The following is a 12,098-nucleotide window of genomic DNA, read 5'->3' on the forward strand; positions in this document are numbered from 1 at the left end:
GCCGTCCCGATCTGCGTCGTTGCTCGGCAACGCATGCCCGAATCGCGGCCGCTACCATCGCAGTGTTGCCATTTATTAAATGTAGCAACCCGCGAGTTGCGTTATTTCTGCGTATGCGGTTTTCTCGCCGGTATCATGCATCGCCTCGTGTGTTCATGATCTGCGGGAGTACAGCGGGAGAGTTTTTCATGGTGTTAAGATCGGCAACGGGCATTTCGATTGCCTGCGCCGCGCTCACGCTGTGCGTCGGCGTCGCGCTTCATGCGATGCCACCCAGAGAGGCCGCGTCCAAGCCATGGGGCGATCTCGCCAAGGCCCCCTTCCCGGATCCCGTCGTTCCTGCTCGACTTCCACGTCGGGTCGAGGTGGCTGCGCTGACTGCGCCCGTTCCGTCTCAACAGCATGCGGCGGAGGTGGCGGCGCCGACGCCCTCGGCGGTGGAGACCTCGTCTGCAGCTATACCGACCGCGCAACCCGTGCCGACCCAAGCCCTTGCACCAGCACTTGACGCGCAGCAGATCTCGAACCCGACGGCTTCTCCCGGTTCGACTGTCGTGCCGTGGCCAGGCCAGCAGCGGGAACAAGGCGCGCCGGCGAGCGAAACCGTGGTTCAGGCTCCCCCTGCCAACGTGCTCGCGATGGCGGAGTCCAGCGAGGTGCCCGCCGCCGACACACGCAAAACCATCGATATCAACACCGCCTCGGTCTCGGCCTTGAACCATCTACCCGGCAACAGTCACATCGGACAGGCGATCGTGAACCACCGCCCGTATCGCTCAATTAAGGAGCTAGTGGCAAAGCGCGTGTTGCGGGATAGCGATTTCGCACGCGTCAAATCGGTCATCCGCGCCGATTGAGAGCCGGTCGCCAGCGTTGCGGTTTGCACGATGGCGGTGTGTCGCCATCGAGACACGGGCCGCTTCGACCTTCGAAAAGGCCTGAAGCTGATCCGCAGGACTGGATCATGACCGGAGCGCCATCCAGACCGCGCCGAGTACGATGACCAGGACCACAATGACCATGATGCCAATCGACATCCATCGACTGGCTTGTTTCGAGGTGGCGTTACTAGCGGCTAAAACGGGCTGGGCCTCCTGCCGCCGGGCCAGCGCGATCCGTTCAGGACTGTTCGGTGTCCCGCCTGCCTCGTCGTCCGTCCCGAGCGAAGACAATCCCGGATCGGGCGCCGACACTTTGTCGCCGGTCCGACCAGAGTCGATATCTTGCTTTAACTGCGCCACCGTGGACGTCTGGGCGTCGATCGGATGTCTAGCCACCTTGGTCTCCTCGATTGTCATTCGTGAGACAATGCACGAGCGGCTCTGACGGCTTGCACCGGGTGGCGTGCCCTATCGTCACAACAGATCGGAGTTGTGATGAGGCGGCCGGGACGCCGTCGTCAATGGGTCGACCCCCGCGCAAGACACGACCCGCTCTTTCAGCTTGACGGTCAGTTTTCTGGGACGTCTGAGAGCCATCGCGCGTCGAGGATCAGTTTGGCCTCGAAGATGATCCTGTCCTGATCGTCTCGAACGTGGCACGTCATGATGCGATGATTGCCAGTCGGCATCACATCACGCGCGATATCGGGAAGTGCGTCGATGGCGGCAAGTCGAGCCGCATCACGGTCCACGAACTCGGTTCCGAGATCGTCTCGTATGTCGATCGCACCGTCATTGATATCGAAATAGAAGCGAGGCATCGGGCTTCTCCGACAGCAAGCATTTCGACAGGTGACACCCGACTTGATCGTCTGGTCACCCTCGTCAATGACACTCTAAGAGCGAGACAACGGCCAATACTGTTCTTTGTTAAAAAAGCGGAAATTTGGTCGAAGTCGCAACTACCACAAGCGCTTCCAAGAATCGCAAAGGTCTGTGACCATCTGACAAGAACGCACCTCGTAGGTGCGAGTTTGCGACCCCATTTTATGGTCGAAAAAGGTCGCTTGTTCCGCAGCGATTTTCGCTAAGTGCTTGATCTAAATGGTGAGCGCGATGGGGCTCGAACCCATGACCCTCTGATTAAAAGTCAGATGCTCTACCGACTGAGCTACACGCTCCCGTTTCCAGGCGTTCTGTGCATAGTCTGCAACCGGTCCGGGGGTCAAGGCAAAGTGGTTCCCGATCGCCGAATGGGCTGATTTGTCCCGCGCCAAACGCGATACGTGCCTCGTTTTTGCGGTGACCCCAATCTTCTCGTCGTCTTTCTTCGTATCTCAACAAGCGGAACGGGAGCGATGACATGCGAGATGGATTGAAAAGCGCAGCGATGATGGTGGCTCTGGTCGCATCGATCAGCTTGGCGTCGGGGCAGGCGCGTGCGGCCGATCTCGATGCGGCGACGCAAGCAACGCTTCGATCGATCATTACTCAGCAGATCGATGCGTTTGGTCGCGACGATGCGGAGGCCGCGGAAAGTTTCGCGGCGCCGGGCATCCGCTCGAAATTCCCGAACGCAAAGGATTTCAACGCGATGGTGCATCAATCCTATGCGCCGTTGATCCATCCGCGCAGCACGCATTTCGATGAGGCCGGACAAACCGCGCTCGGCCCGCTTCAGAAGGTCACGATCGTGGATGCCGATGGCGGGGTCTGGACAGCCGTCTACACGTTCGAGCAGGTGGATGGCATGTGGCGCATTACGGGATGTGCATTGGTCAAGGAACAAGGCACGACGATCTAGGCAAGATGGCGTGAGCGCCGCTCGTTGCTAGTCGGTGAATTTGATCAGCAGCATCAAGGCCACGAACAGGGCGGCCGAAATGACCGTGGTCCAGAGGGCTTTCTTCTTGAGGCCAGGGGTTTCCGGTGCGCCCGGCTCGCTGCCGGGCACGACCGAGCCGCTCTCCTGCTGCGATCGCACGCCAAATGGCAGCACGGCAAATAACACGATCCACCACATGGTAAAATAGATTGCGATGGCCATCGGGGTCGGGATCGGCATTTGATCGCATTCCCACCAGCAATAGAAAGCCCGGGCTTGGTCTCCCGGCGTATGTCGGCATGAGCAACGCCACACCGCACCTTGTGGTCGTTAGCCACAAGGCGCTGTGACGATTTTAGACTTCCACCACCAACACATGGACAGTGGGCTTCTTGCCCCATGCCGCGCCGATCGCGCCGCGAACCGATCGTTCGACCGCCGTCGCGGCTGCGTCGGGGTCACGGCGCTTGCCACGACCGAGATTATCGAGCGTTGCGAAGATGGCAGCATCGATCACGGCGTCCATCGCCTTGCCGTCGCGTGTATGCGTCGGCATGCCGGAAAAGACGACGTCGGGATCGCCCGCGAGATCGCCTCGCGACGTCAAGGCGAAGGCGATTGAAACGATACCCGCGAAGGCAAGCCGGTTGCGGGCCGCCAACGACGGATCATTGGCACTGACCAGCAGATTGCCATCCTTGCAAAGACGACCATGTGGCGCTTCGTCGACGATGGACGGCGCTCCCGGTGCGAGCAGAACCACGTCGCCATCCGCAGCCGTGATCACATGATCGATGCCCATAAGCCGCGCAAACTTGCCATGCTCGAACAAATGCAATGGCTCGCCATGCGCCGGAACCGCAATCTTGGGCCGGACCCAGCCATAGAGTTGCGCCACCTCGGCGCGCCGGGGATGCCCCGACACGTGGATCATCTCGGTTCGGTCCGTCACCACCTCGACGCCTTGCCGCACCAGGCCGTTGATGACGCGGCCGACTTCCCGCTCGTTGCCAGGGATCGTCCGCGACGAGAAGATGACCCGATCACCCGGGACGAGCTTGACTTCGGGGTGCTCGTCCTGCGCCATCCGGGCGAGGGCCGCTCGCAATTCACCCTGGCTTCCGGTCGCGACCACGACAGTCTTTTCGCGCGGCAGATAGGCATAGCTGTTGGCCGAGAAGAACGGCGCGACTCCGTCGAAGTAGCCACAATCGCGTGCCACTTCGATCGCACGATCCATCGCTCGACCCACCACGATGACACTGCGCCCGGTGGCTTCCGCCGCATCGGCCACAGCCCTGATGCGCGCGATGTTTGACGCAAAGGTCGTGACCAGCACGCGCCCGGGTGCATTGCCGATCAGCGTCCGCAGGTTGATGGCGACTTCAGCCTCAGAGGGGCTCTGCCCTTCGCGCAGGATGTTGGTCGAATCGCACACAAGAGCCAACACGCCCTCGTCGCCGATCTCGGTCAGTCGCTTCTGGTCGGTCGGAAGCCCGATCACCGGGGTTTCGTCGATCTTCCAGTCACCCGTATGCAAGACCGTCCCGAGCGGCGTGCGGATCGCCAAAGACGAACTTTCCGGGATCGAGTGAGCCATCGGGATGACCTCGACCTCGAAGGGTTCGAGATCGAGCCGATCGCCGAAGGCCATGATCTCGACCGGGATCTTGGGCGCGCCGGGCTCCGCCGATCGCTTGATTTCGAGCAGGTTCGCGGCAAAACGCGTCGCGAAGATGCGGCAGCCGAGTTTCGGCCAGAGCTCGGTCACAGCACCGATATGGTCTTCATGCGCGTGCGTGATAACGAGACCGACCAAGTCTTTCTTGACCCGTTCAACAAAGCTGACATCCGGAAAAACAAGATCAATCCCCGGAAGATCCGGGCCAGCGAACGAAACGCCGCAATCGACCATCAACCATTTTCGTTTGTTCGGTGGACCAAACCCATAGAGGGCGGCATTCATGCCGATCTCCCCGAGGCCTCCGAGCGCGCAAAATACGAGCTCATTATCGCCACTTGCCATTCACATCACCCTTTTAGCCAATTTTCGGAACCGGCTGGTCCATCAAGAAAACATCACCTGCATCAACCGTCTTCTGGCCGTCGCTCGTCTGCAGGACAAGGCGACCCTGGTCATCGATCGTCTCAAACAAACCGTCGAGTTTGTGCGATTTCGACGCTACCGACATTCTGGTCCCGGCCGGGAGGGCTCGTTCGAGCCAACGCGATCGAATGTGGAGAAAACCGCGCCCTCGATCCCACAGCGTCAGCGCCTGATCGAGCGACAGCGACAAGGCGCTCACCACATCATCGACGCTGGGTCGCTCCGCCGAAACAGAGAAGAGGTCGGTTGCTGCATAGGGAAGATCGGAGGGATGGGATTGCCGATTGATCCCGAACCCCAACACGCAGGCGAAACTGCCGTCACGGCAACGTGCGCCCTCGACAAGAATCCCGGCCAACTTGGCACTGGCATGAACGATATCGTTGGGCCACTTGATCGCGATGGGTTGATCTGTCGCGACGAACAGCGACAGGGCGTCCATCAAGGCGACCCCAGCGAGCAGACCCAGTTGAGGCGCCAACACCTGTGGCACCGGATCGATCAGCAAGAGGCTCGCATAAACGTTGCCGGGCGGAGATGTCCAGGAGCGCCCCTGTCGCCCCCTGCCCCCGGTCTGACGGCTCGCGACGATCCATAACTTGCCGCGATCACCGCGATGAGCCCGCGCCATCGCCTCATCGTTGGTCGAGCCTAGCGTCTCGAAACTATTGATCCGATACCCCGCTCGTATGGCTTGGTCGGCAAGCTTCACGTCTCAGAACAAGGATCGGGCAGCGGCCGCCGCGCTCGCGACGATCGGTGCCGGAAAGACCCAGAAGAGCAGCACCGCAAGTCCCGCCGCGCCGAGGACGAAGCTCACGGCAGGGTTGGCTTTATCAAACGCAACGCCGGTCGGCTCGTCGAAATACATCATCTTGACGATCCGGAGGTAATAATAAGCCGCAACGACGCTCGAGAGAACGCCGAGAACCGCAAGGGCGTAGAGATTGGCTTGGATCGCTGCCTGGAAGACGTAGAACTTGGCAAAGAATCCAGCCAACGGCGGAATGCCGGCAAGCGAAAACATCAACATGGCAAGGAAGAACGCCATGGCGGGCCGGGTGCGCCCAAGGCCGGCGAGATCGGCGGTCGTCTCGATATTCACGCCACCCCGGCGCATCATCATGATGGCCGCGAAAGTCCCGAGCGTCATGACGAGATAAATCGAGAGATAGATCAGCACGCCATACACGCCGGCCTCGGTCCCGGGAGCGAGACCCACCAGGGCAAAACCCATGTGGCCGATCGCCGAATAAGCCATTAGACGCTTAAAGTTGGTTTGGCCGATCGCCGCAAACGAGCCGAGCGCCATTGATGCGATCGAGATGAAGATGATGATCTGCTGCCATTCGTGCAGGATGCCCGGAAAGGCCGTTATGATGATCCGGACCGTGATCGCGACGGCTGCCATTTTGGGGGCCGTGGCGAAAAAGGCGGTCACCGGAGTGGGCGCGCCCTCGTAGACATCAGGCGTCCACATGTGGAACGGCACAGTCGACATCTTGAAGGCCAGCCCGGCCGACAGGAACACAAGTCCGAACACCACGCCGATGTGAGCATTGCCCTGAAGGGCCGACGCGATGCCGCTGAACAGGACCGTGCCTGAATAGCCGTAAATGAGCGAAGCGCCATAGAGCAGCATGCCAGACGAAAGCGCACCCAACACGAAATACTTGAGCCCCGCCTCGCTGGCCCGCAGGTTATCGCGGTGGAATGCCGCGAGAACGTAAAGCGCGAGGCTCATCAATTCGAAGCCGAGGTAGAGCGCGATCAGACTGTTGGCCGAGATCAGCATCAACATGCCGAGCGTCGAGAGCAGGATCAGCACGGGATATTCGAAGCGATCGATGCCCTCTTGTTTCAAGAAGCCGATCGACATGACCAGGGTCACCAGCGACCCCAGGAGAGCCAGCCCCTTCATGAAGCGCCCGAAAGCGTCATCCAGAAAGGCGCCTTCGAACACGATTGTACCATGAACCGACGTGCCAACGTCGATCAGAAAGGCCGCGCCGAGGACCACGATGGCGAGTTCGGTCACGAGGGCGGTCGACCGCTCCCCCCGTAATGCACCAACCATGAGCAGCACCAGAGCCCCCACCGCAAGGATGAACTCTGGAAGGACAGGTCCGAGGTGAAAATCGGGCGACATCGGAGTTCGGTCCTTACTGCGAAACGTTCAGAGCGGTGGCGGTCGTCGCAGCCTGAGCGGCTTGAACGACCTTCGAGATATGATCGACGGACGCCATCGATGCATCGATGATCGGAGCTGGGTGGAACCCGTAGTAGATCGTCAGCACGATGAGCGGCAGAAGGATCACCATCTCGCGCGGCGAGAGATCGAGGATCCCCGCAAGAGACGGCTTCTCGAGCTTTCCGAAAATGACCCGGCGATAGAGAAACAGCGCGTAGCTCGCCGCCAGGATGGTGCCAAAGGTCGCGATCAGCGCCACCCAGGTGTTAACCTGAAACGCCGCCAGCATGGTGAGGAACTCGCCGACGAAGCCCGACGTCCCCGGCAGGCCGATATTCGCCATTGTGAAGATCATGAAGGCGACGGCGTAGCGGGGCATCCGTTCGACGAGGCCGCCGTAAGCCGAAATCTCACGCGTGTGCATGCGGTCGTAGATCACACCGACGCAGAGGAACAAAGCAGCCGATACGATACCGTGTGAGATCATCAGGAACATCGCGCCCTGAATGCCCTGCGGGGTCATCGTGAACAGGCCCATCGTCACGAAACCCATATGGGCGATCGACGAATAAGCGATCAGCTTCTTCATATCCTCCTGCACCAGCGCCACCAACGAGGTGTAGATGATGGCGACAACCGACAGGGCAAACATGAGCGGCGCAAAGGAATGCGACGCATCGGGGAACATCGGCAAAGAGAAACGCAGGAAGCCGTAGCCGCCCATCTTTAACATGATGCCGGCCAGAATGACCGACCCGGCTGTGGGCGCCTCGACATGCGCGTCCGGCAACCACGTGTGGACCGGCCACATGGGCATCTTCACCGCAAAGGAAGCGAAGAAGGCAAGCCAAAGCCACGTCTGCATCGAAGACGAGAACATACCGGGTTGCAGCAGGACTTCGATGTCGGTCGTGCCGGCGACGCCATACATTTTCATGATGGCGAGCAGCATCAACAAGGACCCGAGGAGCGTGTAGAGGAAAAACTTCATGCTGGCGTAGATGCGCCGCTTCCCACCCCAGATGCCGATGATCAGGAACATCGGGATCAGTCCGCCCTCGAAGAAGAGGTAGAACAGCACCAGATCGAGCGCACAAAATACGCCGATCATCAAAGCTTCCAGGATCAGGAACGCGATCATGAATTCCTTGACGCGCAGCTGGATCGAGTCCCAGGACGCCAGGATGCAGAACGGCATGAGGAATGCCGTCAGGACGATAAACGGCATCGAGATGCCGTCGACGCCAAGCTTGTATTGCAAGCCGCCGCCGAACCAGCCCCGAGTCTCGATCAGTTGAAAGGCCGAGTTGGACGTGTCGAAGTGGCTCCAAGCGTAAAGCGAGACCAGGAACACCACCAGCGTGGTCAGAAGAGCCGTCCAACGCGCGTTACGGAGCGTTGCCGCGTCGTCTCCACGCAGAAGCAAAATGACAGCCGATCCGAGGACCGGGAGGAAGATCAAAAGCGAAAGAATGCCGAAGCCGAACATCAGTGGACGCCCCCGACCAGATACCAGGTGATGAAAGCGGCGACGCCGAGCATCATCGCGAAAGCGTAGTGATAGAGATAACCGGTCTGCAGCTTCACCACGCGATTGGTCGTTCCGACCACGGCCGCCGCGACGCCATCCGGCCCAAAGCCATCGATCACGAAGCCGTCACCACCCTTCCAGAACAACCGCCCAAGCCAGAAGGCCGGCCGCACGAAGAGATGATCGTATAGCTCGTCGAAATACCACTTGTTGAGGAAGAACAAATAGAGCGGGCGATTGATCTTCGCCCAGGATTCAGCGGTTCCCGGCGACAACACGTAGGCATAGAGAGCGACCAGAAATCCAATCACCATCATGATGGTGGGCAGAATCGACACCAGGAACGGCACATGCTCCATCGCTTCGAAGATGTGGTTGTGATCCGAATAGAAGAGAGCCGCCTTCCAGAACTCGCTCATGCCTTCGCCGATAAAGGCATGTTTGAAGATGAGGCCGGCGAAGAGCGCGCCGAAGGCCAGCACGAACAGCGGTGCCAGCATCACGATGGGCGATTCATGCGGCTCATGATGATGAGCGTTATCGTCATGCGCCGCAGCTTCATGCCCATGGGCCGATGCCGTGCCATGGGCGGGTTCCGCATGGGTGTTGTGGTCGTTGCCTTCGACCCGCCCCTCTTGGCTGCGATCGACTCCAAAGAAGGTCAGGAAGATCAGCCGCCATGAGTAGAATGACGTAAGGCCAGCGGCGAACAACACCATCAAAAACGCATAGACGGCGCCAGGGCGAGTCGATGCGAAAGATGCTTCGATGATCGCATCCTTGGAGAAATACCCCGCCGTGAATGGAAAGCCAGTCAGGGCAAGCGTGCCGATGATCATCATCGCGAAGGTGATGGGAATCTTGCGCCAAAGGCCTCCCATTTTTCGCATGTCCTGCTCGTGGTGGCACGCGTGGATGACCGAACCGGCGCCCAGGAACAGCAAAGCCTTAAAGAACGCATGGGTGAAGAGGTGAAACACCGCGAGCGAGTAGCCACCGACCCCGAGCGCCACAAACATGTAGCCGAGCTGCGAGCAGGTCGAATAGGCAATCACCTTCTTGATGTCGTTCTGCACCAAGCCGATTGTCGCCGCAAACATAGCCGTCGTGCCGCCGATCACCGTCACGAAGGTCATCGCATGCGGCGCAAGATCGAACAGCGGAGAGAGCCGCGCGACCATGAACACACCGGCGGTCACCATCGTGGCAGCGTGGATCAGGGCCGAGACCGGCGTCGGACCCTCCATCGCATCAGGCAGCCACGTATGCAGCAGAAACTGAGCTGACTTGCCCATCGCGCCCATGAAGAGCAGCAGGCAGGCCAAGGTCAGCGCGTTTGGATCCATGCCGAAGGCGTGAAAATGCTTGCCGACGAGACCAGGCGCAGCCGCGAAGATCGTATCGAAGGCAACCGATTGGGTCAGGGCAAAGACGAGAAAGATGCCAAGCGAAAAGCCAAAGTCACCGACGCGGTTGACCACGAAAGCCTTGATGGCGGCCGCGTTGGCGGTCGGCCGATCATACCAAAACCCGATCAGGAGATAGGACGCGAGACCGACACCTTCCCAACCAAAGAACATCTGAACCAGATTATCGGAGGTCACCAGCATCAACATCGCAAAGGTAAACAGCGACAGATAGGCGAAGAACCGCGGCCGGCTCGGATCCTCGTGCATGTAGCCAATCGAATAGACGTGAACCAACGTCGAGACCGTGTTGACCACCACCAGCATCACGACCGTCAACGTGTCGATCCTGAAAGCCCAATCGACTTTCAGAGCACCGACCGTCATCCAGTTGGCGACATCGACATGGGTTGTCCCGTCGCCGAAGCCGACGTTGACGAAAGCAACCCAGGACAACAGCGCCGAGATGCCGACCAGCACAGACGTCACGATCTCGGAGCTGCGGGCGCCGAGTTTATTGCCGAAGAGCCCGGTGATCAGGAAGCCGACCAGCGGGAGACACACGATGGCTTGATACATGGGAAGTCCTAAAGCGGGGCTGGTCAGCCCTTCATCATGTTGATGTCTTCGACCGCGATGGATCCGCGATTGCGGAAATAGACCACGAGGATCGCGAGGCCGATCGCCGACTCGGCGGCCGCGACCGTCAGAACGAAGAGGCCGAAGACCTGTCCCGTGAGATCACCCAAGAAGGACGAGAAAGCGACGAGATTGACGTTGACGGCCAGCAGGATCAACTCGACCGACATCAGGATGATGATGATATTCTTGCGGTTGAGGATGATCCCCGCAACGCCGAGCGTAAAGAGAATCGCGCCGACAATGAGATATTGCGTGAGTCCGACGGTCATCATGCTGCCTTCACCCGAAAACTAGAGGCCCACACGGGACGGGACTTTCCGCACTTCGACGGACGTATGAGGATCGCGACGGTTCTGTTCGGAAATGTCCTGCCGCTTGACGCTGACCTTGTGCCGCAGCGTGAGCACGATCGACCCGATCATGGCGGTCAGCAGCACGAAGCCGGCCGTCTGAAAAAAGTAGAGATATTGCGTGTAAAGCACGCGGCCGAGCGCGGCTGTGTTGGACAGCCCCGGCGTGATCGGCGCAGCCGTGAGGCGGAGATCGGCAGGAGCGATCGTCCAACTACCGACCACGAGAACCAACTCGACCAGAACGACACCACCGACGAGCGCGCCGACCGGGAGATATTGAAGAAAACCCTGCTTCAATTCGGCAAAGTCGACGTCCAGCATCATGACGACGAACAAGAACAGGACCGCCACAGCGCCGACATAGACCACGATCAGAATCATGGCCAAAAATTCAGCCCCCAGCAGAATGAACAATCCCGCTGCGTTGACGAAAGCGAGGATCAGAAAGAGGACCGAGTGAACCGGATTCTTCGCCGAAATGACCATGAAGGCCGAGGCGACCGCGATCGCCGAAAAGATGTAGAAGAACGCGTCGGCCGCCGTCATGCCAGTCCCTTATGCACTTGTGACCACGTGGTCATACGAGTGCTCGTGCTGCGATGCAACGAGCCGCCACCGTCACGAACCCGTTCTTCCAATTTCAATCAGCGATACGGTGCATCGAGTGCGATGTTCCGCGCGATCTCGCGCTCCCAGCGGTCACCATTCGCGAGAAGCCTGTTCTTGTCGTAGAGGAGCTCCTCGCGGGTCTCGACCGAGAATTCCGCATTGGGGCCTTCGACGATCGCATCCACAGGGCACGCCTCTTGGCACAACCCGCAATAGATGCATTTCACCATATCGATGTCATAGCGCGTCGTGCGCCGGGTCCCATCGTTACGACGAGGTCCTGCCTCGATCGTGATCGCCTGAGCGGGGCAGATGGCCTCACAAAGCTTGCAAGCGATGCAGCGCTCTTCCCCGTTCGGATAACGCCGCAAAGCATGCTCACCCCGGTAGCGCGGGCTTTGCGGATTTTTCTCATGAGGGTAGTTCAGCGTCAGCTTCGGCTTGAAGAAATACCGCATCGCCAAGGCGAAAGCACCGACGAACTCGGTCAGAAAGATCGACTTTGCGGCTTGATCCAAACGCATTTGGAATCCCTCTCAACTATCGCAGGGCA

General features: G+C 59.5%; 13 protein-coding genes and 1 tRNA gene. 2 read left to right on the forward strand and 12 right to left on the reverse strand.

Features of this window, described 5'->3' with window-relative positions; all coding sequences use genetic code 11:
• The first annotated feature begins 155 nt into the window (after positions 1 to 155).
• Positions 156 to 857, forward strand: a complete 702-nt coding sequence (locus LGH83_RS02560) for a helix-hairpin-helix domain-containing protein (RefSeq protein WP_227401707.1) — start codon at positions 156 to 158, stop codon at positions 855 to 857.
• Between the two features lie 105 nt (positions 858 to 962).
• On the opposite strand, the gene LGH83_RS02565 is transcribed toward LGH83_RS02560, so the two are convergent.
• The 3 genes from LGH83_RS02565 to LGH83_RS02575 all read right to left on the reverse strand — a co-directional run bounded on the left by LGH83_RS02565 (position 963) and on the right by LGH83_RS02575 (position 2,062).
• On the reverse strand, positions 963 to 1,277 hold the full coding sequence (locus LGH83_RS02565; protein WP_227400491.1) for a hypothetical protein: 315 nt from the start codon (positions 1,275 to 1,277) through the stop codon (positions 963 to 965).
• Between the two features lie 173 nt (positions 1,278 to 1,450).
• Positions 1,451 to 1,702 carry a DUF6894 family protein gene (locus LGH83_RS02570; protein WP_227400492.1) on the reverse strand — a complete coding sequence of 84 codons (252 nt, stop codon included), beginning with the start codon at positions 1,700 to 1,702 and terminating at the stop codon, positions 1,451 to 1,453.
• Between the two features lie 284 nt (positions 1,703 to 1,986).
• Positions 1,987 to 2,062: transfer RNA gene (locus tag LGH83_RS02575), tRNA-Lys, on the reverse strand.
• Between the two features lie 182 nt (positions 2,063 to 2,244).
• Between LGH83_RS02575 and LGH83_RS02580 the strand changes: the two genes are divergently transcribed.
• Complete coding sequence (locus LGH83_RS02580) at positions 2,245 to 2,685, forward strand: DUF4864 domain-containing protein (RefSeq protein ID WP_227400493.1); 441 nt, start codon at positions 2,245 to 2,247, stop codon at positions 2,683 to 2,685.
• Positions 2,686 to 2,712: 27 nt separating this feature from the next.
• On the opposite strand, the gene LGH83_RS02585 is transcribed toward LGH83_RS02580, so the two are convergent.
• From LGH83_RS02585 to nuoI, 9 genes are all read right to left on the reverse strand, one after another.
• Positions 2,713 to 2,946 carry a DUF1467 family protein gene (locus tag LGH83_RS02585; RefSeq protein WP_227400494.1) on the reverse strand — a complete coding sequence of 78 codons (234 nt, stop codon included), beginning with the start codon at positions 2,944 to 2,946 and terminating at the stop codon, positions 2,713 to 2,715.
• A gap of 115 nt (positions 2,947 to 3,061) precedes the next feature.
• On the reverse strand, positions 3,062 to 4,732 hold the full coding sequence (locus tag LGH83_RS02590) for a ribonuclease J (RefSeq protein WP_227400495.1): 1,671 nt from the start codon (positions 4,730 to 4,732) through the stop codon (positions 3,062 to 3,064).
• Between the two features lie 13 nt (positions 4,733 to 4,745).
• Entirely contained in the window at positions 4,746 to 5,525 is a 780-nt protein-coding gene (locus LGH83_RS02595) for a biotin--[acetyl-CoA-carboxylase] ligase (RefSeq protein WP_227400496.1), read from the reverse strand.
• Between the two features lie 3 nt (positions 5,526 to 5,528).
• Positions 5,529 to 6,962 (reverse strand): NADH-quinone oxidoreductase subunit NuoN, encoded by a 1,434-nt coding sequence (gene nuoN / locus LGH83_RS02600; RefSeq protein WP_227400497.1) that lies wholly within the window; start codon positions 6,960 to 6,962, stop codon positions 5,529 to 5,531.
• Positions 6,963 to 6,975: 13 nt separating this feature from the next.
• Positions 6,976 to 8,493, reverse strand: coding sequence for an NADH-quinone oxidoreductase subunit M (locus LGH83_RS02605; RefSeq protein WP_227400498.1), 1,518 nt, complete (start codon positions 8,491 to 8,493; stop codon positions 6,976 to 6,978).
• The gene (gene nuoL, locus LGH83_RS02610; RefSeq protein ID WP_227400499.1) at positions 8,493 to 10,520 is read right to left on the reverse strand and encodes an NADH-quinone oxidoreductase subunit L; all 2,028 of its coding nucleotides are present in this window, start codon (positions 10,518 to 10,520) and stop codon (positions 8,493 to 8,495) included. The genes LGH83_RS02605 and nuoL overlap by 1 nt, the downstream gene beginning before the upstream one ends.
• A gap of 23 nt (positions 10,521 to 10,543) precedes the next feature.
• A complete protein-coding gene (gene nuoK, locus LGH83_RS02615; protein WP_131119856.1) occupies positions 10,544 to 10,852 on the reverse strand; it encodes an NADH-quinone oxidoreductase subunit NuoK in 309 nt (102 codons plus the stop codon).
• A 21-nt stretch (positions 10,853 to 10,873) separates the two neighbouring features.
• Positions 10,874 to 11,482 (reverse strand): NADH-quinone oxidoreductase subunit J, encoded by a 609-nt coding sequence (locus tag LGH83_RS02620; RefSeq protein ID WP_131194006.1) that lies wholly within the window; start codon positions 11,480 to 11,482, stop codon positions 10,874 to 10,876.
• A gap of 98 nt (positions 11,483 to 11,580) precedes the next feature.
• Positions 11,581 to 12,069: an NADH-quinone oxidoreductase subunit NuoI gene (nuoI, locus tag LGH83_RS02625; RefSeq protein ID WP_131116943.1), complete on the reverse strand. Its 489-nt coding sequence runs from the start codon at positions 12,067 to 12,069 to the stop codon at positions 11,581 to 11,583.
• Positions 12,070 to 12,098: the final 29 nt, after the last annotated feature.

This window comes from Lichenihabitans sp. PAMC28606 (genome assembly GCF_020616535.1).
Lineage (GTDB): Bacteria > Pseudomonadota > Alphaproteobacteria > Rhizobiales > Beijerinckiaceae > Lichenihabitans > Lichenihabitans psoromatis.